A 20,582-nucleotide genomic window follows, 5' to 3' on the forward strand; every position below is an offset into this window, starting at 1 on the left:
GTTGTACACCAACAGCAAGGAGACGGTCATGACAAACAATCCTCCCTCTTCGCGTATCCAGCCCGGCGAGTATGGTTTTCCCCTCAAGCTGAAGCCCCGTTATGACAATTTTATCGGCGGCGACTGGGTGGCCCCCGTCGACGGCGAATACTATTCCAACCTGACGCCCGTTACCGGCCAGCCGCTGTGCGAGATTGCCAGCTCCGGCAAGCGGGATATCGATCTGGCGCTGGATGCGGCGCACAAAGCGAAAGATAAATGGGGCCATACCTCCGTTCAGGAGCGCGCGGCCATTTTGTTCAAAATCGCCGACCGGATGGAGCAGAATCTGGAGCTGCTGGCGACGGCGGAAACCTGGGATAACGGCAAGCCGATCCGGGAAACGATGGCGGCAGACGTGCCGCTGGCTATCGACCACTTCCGCTATTTTGCCTCCTGTATTCGCGCGCAGGAGGGCGGAATAAGCGAGGTAGATAGCGACACCGTGGCGTACCACTTCCACGAGCCGCTGGGGGTCGTCGGGCAAATTATTCCGTGGAACTTCCCGCTGCTGATGGCGAGCTGGAAAATGGCGCCCGCGCTGGCCGCCGGGAACTGCATTGTGCTTAAACCGGCGCGTTTAACCCCGCTCTCTGTCCTGCTGCTGATGGAAATTGTTGCCGATCTTCTGCCGCCGGGGGTGATTAACGTGGTGAACGGCGCGGGCGGTGAGATAGGGGAATATCTGGCCACCTCAAAACGGATCGCTAAAGTGGCGTTTACCGGGTCGACGGAAGTGGGCCAGCAGATTATGCAGTACGCCACGCAAAACATTATTCCAGTGACCCTCGAGCTGGGCGGGAAGTCCCCGAACATCTTCTTCGCGGACGTGATGGAGGAAGAGGACGCTTTCTTCGACAAGGCGCTGGAAGGGTTTGCGCTGTTTGCCTTTAACCAGGGCGAAGTCTGCACCTGCCCAAGCCGCGCGCTGGTGCAGGAGTCCATCTACGAGCGCTTTATGGAACGGGCCATTCGCCGCGTCGAGTCTATCCGCAGCGGTAACCCGCTCGATAACGTTACGCAGATGGGGGCGCAGGTCTCGCATGGCCAGCTTGAGACTATCCTCAACTACATCGATATCGGCAAGAAGGAAGGGGCGGATATCCTGACCGGCGGTCGTCGTAAGGTGCTCGGCGGAGATCTGCAGGAAGGGTATTACCTTGAGCCGACGATCCTGTTCGGGCAGAACAACATGCGCGTCTTCCAGGAGGAGATTTTCGGACCGGTGCTGGCGGTGACTACCTTCAAAACGATGGAGGAGGCGCTGGAGATTGCCAACGACACGCCGTATGGCCTGGGGGCGGGAGTCTGGAGCCGCAACGGCAACCTGGCCTATAAAATGGGCAGAGGCATTCAGGCGGGACGCGTATGGACCAACTGCTACCACGCCTATCCGGCTCATGCGGCATTTGGCGGGTATAAGCAATCGGGCATCGGGCGTGAAACGCACAAGATGATGCTGGAGCATTACCAGCAGACGAAATGTCTGCTTGTCAGCTACTCCGATAAACCGCTGGGGCTGTTCTAATCGCCCAGTTCAGGCCGTCCATGGACGGCCTGAGCAATTTGCTGGCGCAGGCAGTTGAGGACGCCATCCAGAACATATTGTACGCGCCAGGGCTGATATTCGCGCTTGCGGAAGATGGCGGTCAGATCGAGCCACCACTCTTCCTGATGCGGGAAACAGGGGACCAGCGTGCCTTGCGTTAATTCCTTCTTCAGGCTTTCTTTCGGCGCGAACACAATGCCAAGGTTATTTCTTGCCAGCTCCAGAGCCGTCTGGGTATTGTCGCAAATATAGTTTCCGGTTACCCGATAATCATGCACATCATCACTGCCATGCATGCGAAAACGCCAGATGTTGGCGTCATCGACCAGCATGGAGTCGATCAGAATACAGGAGTGATTAATTAAATCTTCAGGTCCGGTTAAAGGATGTTTATTTAAATATTCCTGGGTTGCGAATGCAGTGACGGAATATTTTGCTAACACGCTGGCGACCAGACTTTCATCTTTCGGTTGCGCATAGGTAATTAAAATATCACAGTCATCCGGGAAGGACACACCTTCTGAATATTCGTTGCGGTCCAGGTTGTAGGTTTTAAGGGAAATGCGAATGTCCCCGATGTCCTTTATCTGGTGGATCACGTGGCGCGCGAGATAGGTCACAATGCCCGTTGGGGCGTAAATCGTGACTTTTCCACGCTTTTCATGCTTATAATCGGCAATGAAATTAATAAGTTGCGTGTTTTTGTTCAGCGTGGCGTCGGCATAGGGGAGCAACGCCTCACCGAACTGCGTCAGAGCGAGCTGGCGGGTCGTGCGCTCAAAAACCTTAAGCCCAACCCGCGTTTCAAAATCCGAGAGATATTTACTGACGTTGGCCTGCGCCATGCCCAGCAGGGCGGCGGCATCACCAATGCTGTGGGTGGCTGCGATGACGGAGATTATTTTTAACTCGCGTGGCTTTATCTGTAATTTATTCATCATGCGCACCCATCTATATGATTTTATATATAATATTATATAAACTGCAGCGTTGCACCGGCAAATTTGTAACCATTATTATTCGCCCCGCTTATTTGGCGTATAAATGGATTACTTCACATGACTATTAAATACAATTTACTGATTGCTGCCACGTTATTTGCAACCTCTTCTGCAATGGCCGGTGACTTTTCACTTGGCGCGGGGGCCGTATTTAATGAGTCTCCTTATAAAGGCTATAACGAAAATACCACCGCGGTGCCGTTAATTAGCTATGAGGGCGATCGCTTCTATGTTCGCCAGACCACGGGCGGATGGATCCTGTGGAAAGACGCAAAAAATGAACTCAGCCTGACCGCATCCTGGATGCCGCTGCATTTTGATCCGGATGATAACGACGACCACCAGATGAAGCAGCTTGATGAGCGTAAAGCCTCTGCGTTCCTCGGCGGTGCGTACTACCACCACGAAAGCTGGGGTTCTCTGAAAGTGGCGGTTTCAGGCGATGCCACGGATGAAAGCGGCGGCGTGGTGGGCGAGGTATCCTACTTCCGTCCAATCAGGATGGAGCGTTTGACCCTGACGCCTTCTGTCGGTGTTTTTTACAGCGACGAGAGCTATAACGACTACTACTACGGCGTATCCGGCAGCGAGTCACGCCGCTCAGGGCTGGATCAATACACCGCCGGCGACAGCTGGACGCCCTACGTTGGTCTGGCAGCTAAATATCAGTTAACCCAGAAGCTGTACCTCAACGCCAGCGCGGTCTACACCGTGTTGCCTGATGACGTGAAGAACAGCCCGATGATCGACCGCGATGATAGCTTCGCGCTAATGACCGGCCTGACCTGGCGCTTCTGATGCGGTAAAGCCGGGCGACGGCGTTGCCTTGCCCGGCCTACGATCTTGCCTGCATTTTTATCTGCAATACAACGTATTCCTTTTTCATTTCTCGATGCTTCTTCCTGTTCCGCCAAAACACGGCTGCACTGATGTTCCTTATGCGCTAATGTGATTCGACCCGATAGCAATGGTGTGTATCATGTGTATAATCATGGAAGGGCTGGGATGTGAAAAGTGCGGATGTCATTACCGTTCTGATCGGCCACGGCTGGAAATGTGTCAGAACGAAAGGAAGCCATCATCAGTTTCGCCATCCCGAACAGAAAGGGCTGGTTACTGTCCCACATCCTAAGAAGGATATTAAACCGGGCACGCTCGCGCAGATATGGCGGCAGGCGGGAATTAAACACTGATATCAGGAGTAGTTATGTTTTATCCGGCTTACATTCATTCTGACACCGACGGTAGCGCCAGCGGCTTTTTTCCTGACGTTCCAGGCTGTTTTTTTGCAGGTGATTCCCTGGACGACGCTTTTCAGGATGCACGTGAGGCGCTCACCGCGCACTTCGAAGCGCTGTTTGAAATGGATGAAGCATTGCCTCTTCCGGGAAATGTCGAAGTGCACCTTGAAAATCACCCTGACGACTTCACGGGCGGGCAATGGTTGCTGGTGGATATTAATATGAAGCAGTTTGACGGCAGAGCCGAGCGTATTAACATCACGATGCCTCGACGTTTGCTGGTAAAGATTGATTCCTTTGTCAGCGAGCATCCTCAGTTCGGTAATCGAAGCGCATTTCTGGCTGAGGCAGCACGTCGCGTGCTGCCATAGCGTTCAACCTCTCCCGTGGGTGAGGGCAACAGACCGCCGCTATTCAGCCTTCATCCACCCATATCCGCATTTCCCCTGCTCCCCGGTTAGCCCAGCTAAACCAGGGAATAAAGGTCAACGTACGGGGCTGACGCTGTACCGGCGAGCGGTCGTACTGCCACAACGCATCCGTTTCCTTCATGTGACACCCAATCCCTTCTGTCTGTATTAGCATCTTATGCGCGAAAATGCCTTTGCCTTCATACACCCGGAACTCGCTATCTCGGGGCAAGGAGAGGTTATGCAGGTTGGCGCCGTTATCAGCTTCTTCCAGGCAGTAAACCAGCGGCCCGCGCTGTAGCGCGACTTTACCCGCCTGCTGGCGCACCTGGGGGTTACCGTACACGCGGCGGACCGGCATCGGTAGCGTCAGGGTCAGGGTGTCGCCTTCCTGCCAGCGGCGGTTGAGGTAGAGATATCCGCGTGACGCTTCACCGGTAATGGCTTCGCCATTCAGCGAAACGACAGGCTCCGCGCACCAGTCCGGCAGCCTGAGTGCCAGCGTGTGGGTGACCGGAACCGGCGAGGTGATTTCGATCTTCACCTGCTCCTGCCACGGATAGTTACCGCTAATGCGCAGCTGTAGGGCGTTATCGCCCACCGGAATGGCGACGTCGTTCCCCACGTACAGGTTTATCAGCAGCGCATCCGGACGAACGGTATAAATGTAGTGCCCCAGCGAGGTCAGCACGCGGGCGATATTCGGCGGGCAGCAGGCGCAGCCGAACCAGCGCTGACGCACCGGCTTCACGTGGTCATAGATATGGTTAAAGGCCAGCGTTTTCGGATGCACTTCCAGTGGATTGACATAAAAGAAATGCTTACCGTCCAGCGCCATCCCGCCCAGCACCGTGTTGTACAGCGCGCGCTCCATCACGTCGGCGTAGTGGCCGTCTGCCTCCATCTCCAGCATCCGGCGGGCGAACATCATCAGGCCGATTGAGGCGCAGCTTTCGGCGTAAACCGTATCGTTGGGCAGATCGTAATCGCTGCTGAACGCCTCGCCGCTGCTCTGCGAGCCAATCCCGCCGGTAATGTACAGCTGGCGCTGCGCCATGTTGTTCCACAGACGCAGACAGTCCCGGCGTTTACCTTCGTCGTTGCTCAGGCGCGCCAGATGCGCCATGCCCGCCATCAGATAGACGAAACGCACGGCATGGCCGATGGCCGTTTGTTGTTCCGCAAGGGGCAGATGCGCCTGGCTGTAGGCTTTGTCCTTGACCATCCACGCCGGACCATAGGTGTTCCAGTAAGATGTTTTGCCGCGCTTCTCGTATTCGCTATCGTAGAAGTGAGGCTGCGCGCCGCGTTCTTCAATAAAGTATTTCACCAGATTGAGATAACGCGGCTCCTGCGTGACGTCGTACAGCCTCATCAGCGCCAGCTCGATTTCCGGGTGACCAGGGTAACCGTGTAGCTGTGTTTCTCCCGGGCCAAACACGCTGTCGATATGGTCCGCCAGCCTGCACACCACGTCCAGCAGGCGACGTTTTCCGGTTCCCTGGAAATACGCCACGCCCGCTTCAATCATATGCCCGGCGCAGTACAGCTCGTGGCATTCGGCCAGATTCGTCCAGCGTTCCTCGGGGGCTTTTACCGTAAAGTAGGTGTTGAGGTAGCCATCTTCACACTGCGCCGCCGCGACCAGCTCAATCACCTCGTCGGCGGTTTTTTCCAGTGCTGCATCCGGCTTCTGGCACAGCGACCACGCCACGGCTTCGAGCCATTTCGCCACGTCGCTGTCCTGAAACACCATCCCGTAAAACTCCCCCTGTTCCAGCCCGGCCGCGATGCGGAAGTTAGCGATGGCGTGGCTGGGTTCGGCCTCCGCCACGCGGTCGTTTAGCGCATCCCACTGGTAAGGGATCACCACGTCACGGACCAGCCGTTGATATTGCCCGAGAAACGGATCGTTGATTTTCAGCTGGTGCAGGTCGGATTCCATTATGGACATAGCATTCTCCTCAGGACGGTACGTGACGCTGGCGCAGGTCGGTGGAAATGCGCGACATCATTGGGTTATTAAGCCTGCACCAGCGGATAGCGACCGCCAGCAGCAGGTGGACAAGGGCAGGCAGCAGCGTCTCCATGGCGGTGATGCCCTGCAGTGAGGCTGGCGTCTGGTTGCCCGCGCCTGGCTGATAGGCCACGGCAATAAACACCAGGCTGATAATCCCGGCGCTTGACGCCCACGCAAGCTTGATGAAAAACAGGTTGAAGGCGAAGTTCATGCCCGACGAACGCACGCCGGTTTTCCACTCGCCGTAGTCATCGGCAAAGGCCATTAGCGAGAAGTGCAGCGGCAGAGTGAAGCCCAGGATCACGCCGTTGCTTAAAATGACGATCAGCCATAGCGTCTGATGCGCCGGGCCACCCGGCAGAAACCACATGCCCACCGCAAGCGCAGCGAGCGCCAGGTTGGTGTAGTAGTAGAGTTTGACGGTATCAATACGGCGCGACAGCGGGCTGACGATCACCGCGCCCAGAATAGCGGCAAAGGTCACCATGGTGAAAAACAGCGAGGTGTACGCCGTGCTGCCCTGAAGCACGTAGGTGATAAAGTACATATATCCACCGCCGCGAATGTTGAAGACGTTGATCAGCAGAAACGACATCAACAACATCAGCAGCAGCTGATCGTTTTTACGCAGGCCCGCCAGGTGCTCGCGCAGGGTGAATTTGCCCATCAGCGCCAGCGGAACGCGTTCGCGAACCCAGAAGAAGCAGCACAAGAACATCACCACGGCGATAGCGCACAGCACGCCAACGCCCAGTTGATAACCCTTCGCGGCATCGCCCTGACCCAGCTCCGCTACCAGCCACGGCAGGCCAACGGAGACCAGAAAGCCCGCCACGCCGCACAGCACAAAGCGCCAGGACTGGCAGGCGATCACCTCGTTGTGGCGGGTGGTCATGGTGTTGATCAGCGCGCAGTAGGGCACGTTGATGGCGGTATAGCCCACGGATAACAGCAAATAGGTGCCGAACGCCCAGGCGATTTTCACGCCCATGCTGGCTTCCGGAACGGTGAAGGTCATTACGCCGATAATGCCTATCGGGACGGCGACCCACAGCTGCCAGGGACGAAATCGGCCCCAGCGGCTCTGCGTGCGGTCAGCAATGACGCCCATCACCGGATCGGAAATGGCGTCAAACACGCGAAGGGCAATAAACAGCGTGCCCACCAGCGCAGGGGTGAGACCAAATACATCGGTATAGAAAAAGGTCAGAAAGTTCATGATCAGGCAGGTAATTACCGTGCCGCCCGCATCGCCCAGGCCGTAGCCCATTTTCTCGCGGACGGACAGCCGGTCATCGACTTTCTGTTTTGCAGCGTCTGCGTCTGTAATCGGTGTGGAAGTCATGAAGTAACTCCTCGGAGATCGAATTTATTATCGTATTTATGCTGGGTACCTCTTTATTCTGCATCGAACGGGAAGGCCAACAAGGGAAGGGAAAAGTATAAAAAGGTGACGATTCCGACCTGATGATAAAAATGTGATTCCGATCGGACAGATATTTTAATATTGATTAATAATCAACGGGTAAGTCGAATATTAACGACAATAAAAGCGGAATGGTGAATATCCATGCTCGAATTATCCATAGCGCTTCCGGTTAAGGTTCAAAATGGCGGGCTATTTATCTCCCGCGGAGTGGGCCGCCACCCTGCGCGAAAATTAACATCGTGGGAGATTATTTTTGTCGAAAAAGGGACTTTAACGATCCAGGAAGAAAATCATGTTTTTGATGTTAATGCGGGAGAGAGTTTATTGCTCTGGCCGCAGCGTCGGCATGTGGGCGTGGAGGATTTCCCGGCGGACCTGCGCTTTTACTGGCTGCATTTTGAGGTGGAGCCGCAAGATCCAACGTTACCCAACGCTGCTCCTCTGGCAATAGAACAACACTGCCGCGTAAGGGATGCGGAATATGTGATTGCGCTCTTTCGTCAATTCCTCAGCGAGCAGGAGAAATTACGGCGTAGCATGGCGCTGGAGATGATTTTATTATTGATTTTACAGCAGGTGTCGAACTCTTCAGGATATGAAGACAGCGCAGATCAGGCCGGCGCGGCGATGGCATGGAAGGCAAAACAGCTTATTCGCACGCAGTTTCATTTACCGATATCCACCTCGCAGCTGGCAAAAGCGTTGCACTGTAATGCAGATTATCTCGGGCGCGTCTTTCGCCGGACTTTCCATTTAACCCTGACGGAGGCGATACATCGCCAGCGCGTCAGGGCGGCGGAAAAACTCCTGCTCAACGACGCTGCGTCATTAACCGAGGTCGCAGCGCGCTGCGGCTTTAACGACGTGGGATATTTCCGGCAGATATTCTCGAAGCATACCGGGTTAACCCCCGCCGTCTGGAAACGGCGGTACTGTAAGGAGCATATTAATTCCGGTTGATTACTGCCCGTAATAGGCGTTCGCCCCGTGCTTGCGCAGATAATGCTTGTCCAGCAGCGCCTGCTGCATAGCCGGTAACTGTGGTGCGAGCTGGCGTGAGAACAGGCCCATATAGGCGCACTCTTCATCAGCCGCGTGCAGGGGATCGCTCCGTAGAAATAGTCTGCGTGTGTCGTGCCCCAGGCGGGTAAATCCTGTCCCGCCTGCGACCAGATGGTGGCGTGGCGGGAATGGGTATGTACGATGCCGCCAATCTCCGGATAACGGCGATACAGTGCCAGATGGGTTGGTGTATCAGAGGAGGGTTTTTTACTGCCTTCGACCACCAGACCGGTGGCAATGTTCACCACCACCATATCCTCCGCCGTCATCACGTCGTACTCCACGCCGGACGGCTTGATGACCATCATGCCGCTTTCGCGATCTCCATTTCGTTGTCGACGTCCCGCATGAAGCAGGTTGGCGAGAAAAACCTGCTCAAGCCTCTGCGCGAAACGGCAGAGGCGATATCAAAAGAGCTGGGTTTTAACGTGCGTGAGGGGTAGCGTGTTACTGGCTGCCTTCGTGCCACGCTTTTTCAATTTCTTCGGCGAGAATTTTGACGCCCGCTTCGATTTTTGCCGGATCGGGCACGTAGTTCATGCGCATGCACTGGTGCGTGTGCGGCCACGGCTTATCCAGACCCGGGAAGAAGTAATCGCCCGGCACCATCAACACGCCGCGCTTTTTCAGGCGCTGGTAAAGCAATTCGGTAGTGATAGGTAAATCCTTAAACCACAGCCACAGGAAAATCGCTCCTTCAGGTTTGTGGATCAGGCAGCGTTCTTCCGGTAAGTAGCGGCGAAGCGTCGCAATCGTCTCCTGAACGCGCTGGTAATAGAAAGGCTTGATCACGTCATTTGACAGACGCAGCAGGTCCTGGCGTTTGATCATCTCGCACATCATTGCCGGGCCAATGCCGCCCGGTGATAGGCTGATAATGCCGTTCATATTGGTGATGGCGGTGATGATTTTCTCATTGGCGATGATGATGCCGCAGCGGCTGCCCGGCAGACCCAGCTTGGAGAGGCTCATGCACAGGACAATGTTCGGGTTCCACAGCGGACGTGCTTCGCTGAAGATAATGCCCGGGAACGGCACGCCGTAGGCATTGTCGATCACCAGCGGGATGCCGTGCTGGTTCGCCAGGACATCCAGCTTCATCAGTTCGTCGTCGGTGATCACGTTGCCCGTTGGGTTAGTCGGGCGCGATACGCAGATCATCCCCGTCTCTTCACCAATATGCAGATGTTCAAAATCGACGTGATATTTGAACTGGCCTTCCGGCAGCAGCTCAATGTTCGGACGCGCGGAGACGAACAGATCCTCTTCCAGGCCGGAATCGGCGTAGCCGATATACTCCGGCGCCAGCGGGAACAGCACTTTTTTGGTGGTGCCGTCGGCGCGACGCCCTGCGAACAGGTTAAACAAGTAGAAAAACGCGCTCTGGCTGCCGTTTGTTAGTGCAATATTCTGTGGTTCGATATCCCAGCCCAGCTCTTCACGCAGCATTTTGGCAAGGAGAGTCAGTAGCTCGGTTTTACCCTGCGGACCGTCGTAATTGCAGAGCGCATCGGTCGCTTTGCCGTTTTCCAGCATCTGCGCGAGCAGCGTCTGGAAATAGGTTGTCATCTCCGGAATTTGCGCCGGGTTTCCGCCGCCGAGCATGATGGCACCCGGTGTGCGCAGCCCGTCGTTGAGGTCCTCCATCAGGCGAGTAATGCCTGAATGGCGGGTGAATTTGTCGCCAAAAAGTGAAAACGTCATAGCAGGTGTTCTATCGAGCTTATTTTGAAAGTGGGTAACCATAACGCTAGCACTGTGCTGGTGCAAATCGGGAGATGTGGTCGGATTTGTTGTTTTGTAGGGCGGAGTGGGATTTTTGTAGTGAATAGTTCTGGTGGGTTTCACCCCTCACCCCCGGCTCACTCCCCATGCGGGGAGAGGGCCAGGGTGAGGGGGGAATAATTATTGATTACCCGCCCATACCACCATCACCTTATCGCCCTTGTGCTCGCGCACGAAGCCGTACCCCTCTTTCAGCGACAGCGTGGTTTGTCTGCCTTCACCGATCGCCGGATGGCGAGCGCGGAACTGGCCCAGCGTTTGCCAGTGGGCGACGGTTAAGGCCTGCTTGCCCGTCACGTCCTGCCAGTTCATATCCGAGCGGGTACCCTGCAGCGGGTCAGACCCCGTCGGGCCAAACGGACGCTCGGATTCATCACCGTAATAGATTTGTACGCTGCCCGGTGCCAGCAGGAGCAGCTCCGCAGCGCGCTGGCCTCCTTCGCGGAACAGGCGTGTGTCATGGGAGGAGAGATAGCTCAGCACGTTGAAGCTTTGCAGTTTTTCCGCCATCTGCTGCCAGGTGAGATCCATATCGGCCAGGCAATCCACCGCTTTTGCCGCCTGCTCCTGATAATCAAAGTTGATCATCGCGTCGAAACCGTGGCGGTAATAGTCGCTTTGCATCACTCCGTGACCCCAGGACTCGCCGGTCATCCAGAACGGTGCGTTATCGAGCTTTTTGTCCGGGTTGGCCCCTTTCCACGCGGCCAGCGCCTGACTAGCCTGGTCCTTTAACTGTTGCCAGGCCGCAAGCTCGACGTGCTTCGCGGTATCCACCCGGAAACCGTCAATGCCGTAGTCGCGCACCCACTGGCTGAGCCATTGGGTGAGATAGTCGCGCGGGGTATATCCCGGGATGGCTTTCGCGTGGGTATCGGGCTTGTGTTGGTAGAAATTGGGTAGCCCGGAAGGGGCGGTGGATTCCGTTTTCAGATCCGGCAGGAACGCCAGCGACATGGTTAAATCGTCGAAGCCGGGGTTGTCGTAATCACCGATGTCGGTGCGGATCCATTTCTTGCCCCACCATTTTTCCCATGCGGCTTTGTCGCTAAAGTTGATGTAATCGTTGAAGCTATGCCAGCTTTGGCCCGCGCCCGGCTTCCAGTCCGTCCACCGGTCGCCCAGGGTCTTTTTCAGCTCATCACCCTGCAGATACAGCGCGCCAAACTGGTACTCCTGCATGTCCGCAAGCGTCGCGTAGCCCGCGTGGTTCATGACGATATCGAACAGGATGCGAATGCCGCGCCTGTGCGCTTCATCAACAAGATGGCGCAGATCGTCCTCGGTGCCCATGTTGGCATCGAGCTTCGTCCAGTCCTGGGTGTAGTAGCCGTGATAGGCATAGTGTGGGAAGTCCCCTTTGGTGCCACCGCCTACCCAGCCGTGGATCTGCTCAAGCGGGGAACTTATCCAGAGCGCGTTCACCCCCAGCTGCTGTAAATAGTCGAGCCTGCTGGCGAGCCCTTTAAGATCGCCACCGTGGAAGGTGCCAATTTCCTGCATGCCGTCTTTGTGGCGACCGTAGCTGTTGTCGTTGCCCGGGTCGCCATTCACATAGCGGTCTGTCAGTACAAAATAGACCGTGGCGTTTTGCCAGCTAAACGGCGCTGGTTTGTCGGTTTCGGCGCGCTCGAGCAGCAGCAGGCCGTTACTGTTGGCGGCTGGCTGCAGGGTGATTTTTCCATCTTGTACGGTGGCCGTCTGTTTGCTGTAGTAGTCGCGCACGACGGATCCTTCCGGGAAGGTATGGCTGACGTCCAGCGTCAGCGGCTTACCGTCCCACTTCGGGCACTGGCGGATAACGCTTGCAACCGGCTGTTCTGCGGTGCTCTGAATTGTCAGCAACAGAGTGGGCGTGCCGGATCGGGTATCAATCCGCATCTGGTATTGACCGTCGCGGAAAAGGCGCCACTGCGGCGGAGACCCGTCGCAGGGCTTGAGCGAGAGCATCTCATTGAGTTTTATCGCGCCTGTGGGCTGCCAGCACGTCTTGTCAAAACTCAGTGTAAGAGGGCGCGTACCCTTCGCAAGCTTTGCCTGGCTGGTGAAAACCCCAGTGCCTTCGGCGCGAAATGCGTCAAACCCCGGCGATGACCAGTCGGCATGTGCCAGTGCGGGTAACATCAGAAAGGCTATTGCGGTGCGTTTCATTCCTGGTTCCTGTCGCGGATTTTTTGACCAGTTTGCCAGCAGGCGGGCGGGAAAAACTCATCCCCTGTCGCTTTCTGCCAGGAGGATGCGTGAGGATGAGTGATCTTGCGCAAAATTAGGCAGTTATATGCGATATCGCACACATTTTTTCAGGAATGATGTTTTTATGAGCAAGTTTCAGGTGACATAGTTTCGGATTTGGACTATTTCTATACGTGCTCTTGAAGTCTATTTTTGATATGATTTGAGATTCCGCTCTCAAATTTGTGAAAAAAATAAGGTGTTGGGATGATTACATCCGACCAGGAGACCTAATGATATCGACTCCCATTCGACGATATGGGGCCGCGATACTCATGTTACTCACCACGACATTTTCGGGTGGGGTGCTTGCGAAGACGCACACGGATACAACGAGTAAGAAAGCCCACGTAATAAAGACGACAAGTAGTAAGGTTAGCAGTAAACAAGAGTATTCTCGCAATAGTGCAAAGAGTAGTTCACTTCCTGATTTGCGAAAATACCCTTCCGGAACACCAAGAAAAAAAGCGTTTCTCCGGACGGTAATGCCTTACATAACAAGTCAAAATGCCGCGATTACGGCGGATCGTAACTGGTTAATTTCAAAACAGTACGATAGCCGCTGGTCGCCGTCTGAACGCGCGCGTCTGAAAGACATCACGAAGCGCTACAAACTGAGCTGGAACGGTAACACGCGTCGCGTACCGTGGAATGCTCTCCTTGAGCGTGTGGACATTATCCCAGGCAGCATGGTAGCGACCATGGCAGCAGCCGAAAGCGGCTGGGGAACCTCTAAGCTGGCGCGTAATAACAACAACCTGTTCGGCATGAAATGTGCGAAAGGGCGTTGTACGAATGCGCCTGGCAAGGTGAAAGGCTATTCGCAGTTTGAATCTGTGAAAGATTCCGTGAACGCCTATGTGGTGAATCTGAACACGCACCCGGCCTACTCATCGTTCCGTAAATCACGCGCTCAGCTGCGTAAAGCGGACCAGGAAGTGACGGCCAGTACGATGATTCACAAGCTGAAAGGTTATTCGACGAAGGGACAGAGCTATAACAACTATCTGTTTGCTATGTACCAGGATAACCAGCGCTTAATCGCCGCCCATATGTAATCTCAAAAAAACGCCTTCCACTGGAAGGCGTTTTCTTTTCTAGATCAGCACCTCGCTGTGGCGATCCCGGTACTCTTTCGGCGTGGTGTCATACTCTTTGCGAAACACCGAATAGAAATACTGCAGCGAAGGATAGCCGCACATCTGCGAGATTTCGTTGATCGACAGTGACGTAGAGACAAGCAGGCTGCGGGCCTTCTCCAGCTTCTCCGCATGGATGACGGCATGAATGGTTTCGCCCACCTCTTCTTTGAAGCGCTTCTCCAGATTCGAACGCGAAATGCCCACCGAATCCAGCACCTGATCGACCTTAATTCCTTTGCAGGCGTGGTTGCGGATATAGTGCATGGCCTGAATGACGGCCGGGTCGCTTAGGGAGCGATAATCCGTTGAGCGTCGTTCTACGACGCGAACAGGAGGCACCAGCAGGCGCTGAAGCGGCAGAGACTCTTTATCCAGCAGACGGTGCAACAGCTTTGCCGCCTGATAGCCCATCTGACGTGTGCCCTGTGCTACGGAGGAGAGCGCCACGCGGGACAGGTAGCGGGTCAGTTCTTCGTTATCAATGCCAATCACGCACAGTTTTTCGGGCACCGGGATATGCAAATGTTCGCAGACCTGCAGCACGTGTCGGGCGCGTGCGTCCGTCACGGCAATAATGCCGGTTTGTGGCGGCAGCGTTTGCAGCCAGTCCGCCAGGCGGTTTTGCGCGTGCTGCCAGTTTTCCGGTGCGGTTTCCAGCCCCTGATAGACCACGCCGCGGTACTTCTCCTGCGCGACCAGCTGGCAAAACGCATGTTCACGCTCCACGGCCCAGCGCTTGCCGCTGGTGGCGGGTAAACCATAAAACGCGAAGCGATGGACGCCTTTCTCCTTTAAATGGAGAAAGGCGGCCTCGACCAGGGCATGGTTATCGGTGGCGATGTAGTGGACCGGCGGGTAGTGTTCGGGTGAATGATACGAGCCGCCGACGCCCACAATCGGCACGTCGACGTCGGTTAGCAGCTGCTCGATGATGGGATCGTCATAGTCGGCGATGACGCCATCACCCAGCCAGTCTTTGATGTTCTCCAGACGGGTGCGGAAATCTTCTTCAATAAAAATATCCCATTCGGATTGCGACGCCTGCAAATATTCACCCACGCCTTCGACCACCTGACGGTCGTAGGCTTTGTTGGCATTGAATAACAACGTAATGCGGTGACGCTTTTCAAACATGGCTCGCTTCCCAATTAAGTCACAATGCGGTTATCAGGCTCGTCGCTTGGTGGCAGAGTCCATCCAGACTGCCAGTAAAAGAATGGCCCCCTTGACGATATACTGCCAAAACGTCGGGACGTCCATCATACTCATCCCGTTATCCAACGACGCCATGATAAATGCCCCCATGACCGCGCCAGCCACGCTACCGATACCGCCTGCGAGGCTGGTGCCACCGATGACGCAGGCAGCGATAGCATCCAGCTCGGCGATGTTACCGGCGGAAGGAGAGCCTGCCCCCAGACGCGAGCTGAGGATCAACCCGGCGATAGCGACCATCAGGCCGTTAATGGCGAAAACCGCCAGCTTGGTACGTTCGACGTTAATACCCGACAGGCGGGCAGCTTCAAGGTTGCCGCCGATGGCATAAATACGACGGCCAAACGCGGTGCGCGTCGCCATAAACATGCCGCCGAGCAGTAACAGCGCCAGCAGCAGTACCGGCGTCGGAACGCCGCGATAGTCGTTAAGAAGCCAGATGGCGCCCAGCACAATGACCGCCGTCAGCGCCTGACGTCCTACCACGGACGTTGACGCTGGCGACGCAAGACCCAGCGCCTGACGGCGCATACGTCCACGCCACTGCCACGCGACAAACGCCAGTAGTCCCACCACGCCGATCGTAAAGCCTATGCTGTCCGGGAGGTAACTCTGGCCAATTTGCGACATCGCCGCGCTGGTCGGGGAGACGGTCGTGCCGTTGGTGATACCGATCAAGATCCCGCGGAAGGCCAGCATTCCCGCCAGGGTGACGATAAACGATGGCACCTTCCGATAGGCAACCCACCAGCCGTTCCAGGCCCCTAAAACCAGCCCCAGTACCAGCGTCACCGCCACGGTCAGCGGCAGCGGCCAGCCGAGCCAGACGTCAAAAATGGCCGCTACGCCGCCGAGAAGACCCATCATCGACCCGACCGACAGGTCGATTTCCGCAGAGATGATCACGAACACCATGCCCACGGCCAGGATGCCGGTGATGGCGGTCTGGCGGAGCAGGTTTGAGACGTTACGCGCGCTTAAGTACGAGCCATCCGTCATCCACGTGAAGAATAGCATGATGACGATAATCGCCGCGATCATCACGAAAACCTGCAGGTTCAGCGCTTTTAGCCCCGCGAACGCGCCGGGCGTCGGAACAGCGACTTTGATATCAGACGGATTGCTTTTCGACATGACGTTCGCTCCTTAAAGCGGCTTCCATCACCTGCTCCTGCGTCAGGTTCTGGTTAATCAGGTTGGCTTTCAGTTTCCCCTCGTGCATGACCAGCACGCGGTCGCTCAGGCCGAGCACTTCGGGTAACTCAGACGAGATGACAATGACGGCAATCCCTTGCTGTACAAGCTGATTAATCAGTTTGTAGATTTCGTATTTGGCACCGATATCGATCCCGCGCGTCGGCTCATCAAGGATTAATATGCGTGGATTGAGGAGCAGACAGCGCGCCAGAATCGCCTTCTGCTGGTTACCACCGCTCAGTCGGCCAATCGCCAGTTCCGGCGAGGAGGTTTTGACCTTCAGCCGGGCAAGTGACTGAAGGATGCACTGCTGCTCGGCGGCATCATCCAGGCTGCTCAGCGCGCCGGAGAACCGATCGAGTGCCGCAAGGGTGATGTTTTTACCCACCGCCATGACCGGTACGATGCCGTCTTTTTTGCGGTCTTCCGGAACCATGGCAATGCCGCGGGCAATCGCCTGCTGGCAGTTGTAGATTCTCACGGGCTGGCCGTCTATATATATCGTGCCCTCCCAGCGCCCTGGCCACACGCCAAACAGGCACTGCACGGCTTCGGTACGCCCGGCACCGACGAGCCCAGCAATCCCAAGAATTTCGCCGCTGTGAAGGGAAAACGAAACGTTATTGACCCGCTTAATGTGGCGGTTAACGGGGTGCCACGCGGTCAGGTTTTCCACGCGCAGCACTTCATCGCCCTTAGTGTGGGGCTCATTCGGGTAGAGCGCGGTCAGCTCGCGGCCCACCATCATGGTGATGATGTCATCTTCACTCATGCCCGCAGCTTCACGCGTGCCAATGTGTTGCCCGTCGCGGATCACGCAGATGGTGTCCGAAATGGCTTTTACCTCGTTCAGCTTGTGCGAAATGTAGATGCAGGCGATACCGTGGTTTTGCAGATCGCGGATGATATTGAGCAGAACCGCAGTTTCCTGTTCGGTGAGCGACGCCGTTGGCTCATCGAGGATCAGCAGCCTGACCTGTTTATTCAGCGCCTTCGCAATTTCGACCAGCTGCTGTTGCCCCAGGCCCAGGTCGCCCACGCGGGTATCCGGTGAAATGTTGAGGCTCACCTGCGCCAGCAGCTTTTCACAGCGGAGCGTCATGGTGTCGTAATCCAGCACGCCGTGGCGGGAAATCTCGGCTCCGAGGAAGATGTTCTCCAGCACGGTGAGATGTTTCACCAGCGCCAGCTCCTGGTGGATGATGGCGATGCCTTTACGTTCGGTGTCGCGAATGTGCGTCGCCTGGATGACTTCACCGGCAAAGACAATTTCGCCTTCGTAACTGCCGTGCGGGTAGATCCCACACAGGACTTTCATCAGCGTTGATTTGCCCGAACCGTTCTCGCCACACAGCGAAACCACTTCGCCAGGGTTCAACCGGAGACTGACGTTGTCGACGGCTTTCACCGCGCCGAAGCGCTTGGTGATGCTTTTCATTTCAAGTAAATAAGGCATAACTGCTCCACATAACCCGAGGGAAGAACAGTACAACGTGATGCGCCCCCGCAGAGCAGGGGCAGCGCCGGATTACAGTTCGCTCTTCTTGTGGAAACCGTCTTTAATAACGGTGGCGTCAATGTTCTCTTTATTGACTTCAATTGGCGTGAGCAGGCGAGCCGGAACGTCTTTCAGGCCGTTATTCAGCGTTGCATCTGCTTTAGGTTGCTTACCGTTGCCCAGCTCAACGGCAATTTCCGCCGCCGTATTGGCAAGTTCGGTAATCGGTTTGTAGACCGTCATGGTCTGGGTACCTGCGATAATGCGTTTTACGCCCGCCAGGTCGGCATCCTGACCAGAAATCGCGACTTTACCGGCCAGTCCCTGGGCACTCAGAGCCTGAATAGCCCCGCCTGCTGTGGCATCGTTGGAGGCCACGACAGCATCAATTTTGTTGTTATTAGCCGTCAGCGCATTTTCCATAATCTTCAGGGCATTTTCTGGTAACCATCCGTCGGCCCACTGATCGCCGACCACCTTAATTTTGCCGCTGTCGATGTACGGCTTAAGGACCTTCATTTGCCCTTCGCGGAACAGTTTGGCGTTGTTATCCACCGGCGAACCGCCCATCAGGAAATAATTGCCTTGAGGCACTTTGTCGATCAGGCTTTGCGCCTGTAATTCGCCCACTTTTTCATTGTCGAAGGAAATATAATAATCAATATCGGCGTTATTAATCATGCGGTCATAAGCGAGAACTTTTATGCCTTCCTGCTTCGCTTCTTTCACCACGTTACTTAATACCTGGCCGTTATAAGGGATAATGACCAGAACATCGACTCCCCGGTTGATCATATTCTCGATCTGCGACATTTGCGTTTCTTCATTGCCGTTAGCCGACTGAACAAACACATTCGCACCGAGTGATTCCGCTTTTTTCACAAAAATATCGCGATCTTTTTGCCAGCGCTCCAGACGCAGGTCATCAATCGCCATGCCAATTTTGACCTCCTTGGCATGCCCTGCAAAGCTTGCAAGGAGGAGCGTAGTGCAGAGCGTTAGGGTCAGGTTCTTTATCTTCATAATTATTAGGCCTTTTTGTAGGGGTATGTGTTGCTGAGATAAAAGAAACATTCACTGCTGGGTCGCAGCAAATTTTTAACGCGGAAAGGCGGGCTGGCAATTACAGATTTTTATCTTCTCATTACGATATTTGGTTTGTTTCTGAATTTATGACCGCGATCGGATTTTAAAATTCGTAACGCCTTAATTACATTTGATTCTGGAATGTGCGCCGAAAAATAGTTTGTCTGCGCATTATTTTGCGAGCCAGCGCACAGTTGTGCATTCTCTCAATAGCAGTGTGAAATAACGTAATTGAGCAACCCAAAATGTCTATTCACTATTGCTCCTGAATCAACGACTCGCCGCATACCCTGATTATGGAGCTCAATATGCAAGCTTATTTCGACCAACTCGATCGCGTTCGTTACGAAGGCCCAAAAACGACCAATCCTTTAGCATTTCGTCACTACAATCCGGATGAGCTGGTGCTGGGTAAGCGCATGGAAGATCATCTGCGCTTTGCCGCCTGTTACTGGCATACCTTCTGCTGGAACGGCGCCGATATGTTCGGCGTGGGTTCCTTTGACCGTCCGTGGCAACAGCCGGGTGAGGCCATCGAGCTGGCGAAACGCAAAGCCGACGTGGCGTTTGAGTTCTTCCACAAGCTGAACGTGCCGTACTACTGCTTCCATGATGTTGACGTATCGCCGGAAGGGGCGTCGCTGAAAGAGTACCTGAACAATTTTGCGCAGATGGTGGACGTGCTGGCAGAAAAACAGCAGCAAAGCGGCGTGAAGCTGCTCTGGGGTACGGCAAACTGCTTCACCAACCCACGCTATGGTGCGGGTGCGGCCACCAACCCGGATCCGGAAGTGTTTAGCTGGGCGGCTACGCAGGTGGTGACGGCAATGAACGCTACGCATCAGCTGGGCGGCGAAAACTATGTCCTGTGGGGCGGCCGTGAAGGCTATGAAACCCTGCTCAATACCGACCTGCGCCAGGAGCGCGAGCAGATTGGCCGCTTTATGCAGATGGTTGTCGACCATAAGCACAAAATCGGCTTCCGCGGCACGCTGCTGATCGAGCCTAAACCGCAGGAACCAACCAAGCATCAGTACGACTACGATGTCGCGACCGTGTATGGCTTCCTGAAGCAGTTTGGTCTGGAAAAAGAGATCAAAGTGAATATTGAGGCTAACCACGCTACCCTGGCGGGCCACTCATTCCATCACGAAATTGCCTCTGCGATTGCGCTGGGCATCTTCGGATCGGTAGATGCGAACCGCGGCGATCCGCAGCTGGGCTGGGATACCGACCAGTTCCCGAACAGCGTGGAAGAGAATGCGCTGGTGATGTACGAGATCGTCAAAGCGGGCGGTTTCACCACCGGCGGCCTCAACTTTGACGCCAAGGTGCGTCGCCAGAGCACCGACAAATACGATCTGTTCTACGGCCACATTGGCGCGATGGACACCATGGCGCTGGCGCTGAAAGTGGCGGCGCGTATGATTGAAGACGGCGAGCTGGATAAGCGCGTGGCGAAGCGCTACAGCGGCTGGAACAGTGAGCTGGGCCAGCAAATTTTGAAGGGTCAGTTATCGCTTGCGGACATCGCGAAGTACGCTGAACAACAGCAGCTGGCGCCGCAGCACCAGAGCGGGCATCAGGAATTGCTGGAAAACCTGGTTAATCACTACCTGTTCGATAAATAACAGCATCCAGGCCCGGTAAGCGGAAGCGCCACCGGGCATTTCTGT

16 protein-coding genes and 2 pseudogenes are annotated in these 20,582 nt (G+C 55.4%); 8 read left to right on the forward strand and 10 right to left on the reverse strand.

Translation table 11 applies throughout. The annotated features are described in order from the left end of the window. Positions 1-28 precede the first annotated feature (28 nt). The gene (gene aldB / locus IM273_RS07970) at positions 29-1,567 is read left to right on the forward strand and encodes an aldehyde dehydrogenase AldB (RefSeq protein WP_041911639.1); all 1,539 of its coding nucleotides are present in this window, start codon (positions 29-31) and stop codon (positions 1,565-1,567) included. Here the strand turns inward: aldB and IM273_RS07975 are convergent. Further along, a complete protein-coding gene (locus IM273_RS07975) occupies positions 1,564-2,529 on the reverse strand; it encodes a LysR family transcriptional regulator (protein ID WP_193051589.1) in 966 nt (321 codons plus the stop codon). The two genes, aldB and IM273_RS07975, sit on opposite strands and share 4 nt — an antisense overlap. A 117-nt stretch (positions 2,530-2,646) precedes the next feature. On the opposite strand from IM273_RS07975, the gene IM273_RS07980 reads away from it, so the two are divergent. The 3 genes from IM273_RS07980 (at position 2,647) to IM273_RS07990 (ending at position 4,201) form a co-directional block, all read left to right on the forward strand. Continuing rightward, positions 2,647-3,387 (forward strand): MipA/OmpV family protein, encoded by a 741-nt coding sequence (locus tag IM273_RS07980; protein WP_059357122.1) that lies wholly within the window; start codon positions 2,647-2,649, stop codon positions 3,385-3,387. A 209-nt stretch (positions 3,388-3,596) separates the two neighbouring features. After that, positions 3,597-3,782 (forward strand): type II toxin-antitoxin system HicA family toxin, encoded by a 186-nt coding sequence (locus tag IM273_RS07985; protein WP_041911637.1) that lies wholly within the window; start codon positions 3,597-3,599, stop codon positions 3,780-3,782. 14 nt (positions 3,783-3,796) lie between these two features. Beyond that, positions 3,797-4,201 (forward strand): type II toxin-antitoxin system HicB family antitoxin, encoded by a 405-nt coding sequence (locus IM273_RS07990; protein ID WP_045260040.1) that lies wholly within the window; start codon positions 3,797-3,799, stop codon positions 4,199-4,201. Positions 4,202-4,244: 43 nt separating this feature from the next. Here IM273_RS07990 and IM273_RS07995 read toward each other — a convergent pair whose 3' ends face one another. Then, positions 4,245-6,194: a glycoside hydrolase family 127 protein gene (locus IM273_RS07995; protein ID WP_193051710.1), complete on the reverse strand. Its 1,950-nt coding sequence runs from the start codon at positions 6,192-6,194 to the stop codon at positions 4,245-4,247. 10 nt (positions 6,195-6,204) lie between these two features. Continuing rightward, the gene (locus IM273_RS08000; RefSeq protein ID WP_193051711.1) at positions 6,205-7,605 is read right to left on the reverse strand and encodes an MFS transporter; all 1,401 of its coding nucleotides are present in this window, start codon (positions 7,603-7,605) and stop codon (positions 6,205-6,207) included. Between the two features lie 225 nt (positions 7,606-7,830). Between IM273_RS08000 and IM273_RS08005 the strand changes: the two genes are divergently transcribed. Next, positions 7,831-8,649, forward strand: coding sequence for an AraC family transcriptional regulator (locus IM273_RS08005; RefSeq protein WP_126300642.1), 819 nt, complete (start codon positions 7,831-7,833; stop codon positions 8,647-8,649). Here the strand turns inward: IM273_RS08005 and IM273_RS08010 are convergent. Next, a pseudogene (locus IM273_RS08010) lies at positions 8,650-9,074 on the reverse strand (class II aldolase/adducin family protein); the annotation flags it as partial. Between IM273_RS08010 and IM273_RS08015 the strand changes: the two are divergent. After that, positions 9,054-9,194: pseudogene (locus tag IM273_RS08015) on the forward strand (IclR family transcriptional regulator C-terminal domain-containing protein); the annotation flags it as partial. The pseudogenes IM273_RS08010 and IM273_RS08015 sit on opposite strands and share 21 nt — an antisense overlap. 4 nt (positions 9,195-9,198) lie before the next feature. On the opposite strand, the gene avtA reads toward IM273_RS08015, so the two are convergent. Continuing rightward, complete coding sequence (avtA, locus tag IM273_RS08020; RefSeq protein WP_049137190.1) at positions 9,199-10,455, reverse strand: valine--pyruvate transaminase; 1,257 nt, start codon at positions 10,453-10,455, stop codon at positions 9,199-9,201. Between the two features lie 201 nt (positions 10,456-10,656). Beyond that, entirely contained in the window at positions 10,657-12,687 is a 2,031-nt protein-coding gene (locus tag IM273_RS08025; protein WP_193051712.1) for an alpha-amylase, read from the reverse strand. A gap of 314 nt (positions 12,688-13,001) precedes the next feature. On the opposite strand from IM273_RS08025, the gene IM273_RS08030 reads away from it, so the two are divergent. Beyond that, complete coding sequence (locus tag IM273_RS08030; RefSeq protein WP_032644950.1) at positions 13,002-13,826, forward strand: protein bax; 825 nt, start codon at positions 13,002-13,004, stop codon at positions 13,824-13,826. A gap of 39 nt (positions 13,827-13,865) precedes the next feature. Here IM273_RS08030 and xylR read toward each other — a convergent pair whose 3' ends face one another. The 4 genes from xylR to xylF form a co-directional block, all read right to left on the reverse strand. Further along, positions 13,866-15,044 carry a D-xylose utilization transcriptional activator XylR gene (gene xylR / locus IM273_RS08035; protein WP_059357115.1) on the reverse strand — a complete coding sequence of 393 codons (1,179 nt, stop codon included), beginning with the start codon at positions 15,042-15,044 and terminating at the stop codon, positions 13,866-13,868. Between the two features lie 33 nt (positions 15,045-15,077). After that, the gene (gene xylH, locus IM273_RS08040; RefSeq protein WP_028015066.1) at positions 15,078-16,259 is read right to left on the reverse strand and encodes a xylose ABC transporter permease XylH; all 1,182 of its coding nucleotides are present in this window, start codon (positions 16,257-16,259) and stop codon (positions 15,078-15,080) included. Then, positions 16,237-17,778 (reverse strand): xylose ABC transporter ATP-binding protein, encoded by a 1,542-nt coding sequence (locus IM273_RS08045; RefSeq protein WP_193051713.1) that lies wholly within the window; start codon positions 17,776-17,778, stop codon positions 16,237-16,239. The genes xylH and IM273_RS08045 overlap by 23 nt, the downstream gene beginning before the upstream one ends. Before the next feature lie 72 nt (positions 17,779-17,850). After that, positions 17,851-18,843, reverse strand: a complete 993-nt coding sequence (xylF, locus tag IM273_RS08050; RefSeq protein WP_028015068.1) for a D-xylose ABC transporter substrate-binding protein — start codon at positions 18,841-18,843, stop codon at positions 17,851-17,853. A 371-nt stretch (positions 18,844-19,214) separates the two neighbouring features. Between xylF and xylA the strand changes: the two genes are divergently transcribed. Further along, the gene (gene xylA / locus IM273_RS08055) at positions 19,215-20,537 is read left to right on the forward strand and encodes a xylose isomerase (protein ID WP_088204493.1); all 1,323 of its coding nucleotides are present in this window, start codon (positions 19,215-19,217) and stop codon (positions 20,535-20,537) included. Positions 20,538-20,582 lie beyond the last annotated feature (45 nt).

It is taken from the genome of Enterobacter cloacae complex sp. P13B (genome assembly GCF_014895915.1).
Lineage (GTDB): Bacteria > Pseudomonadota > Gammaproteobacteria > Enterobacterales > Enterobacteriaceae > Enterobacter > Enterobacter bugandensis.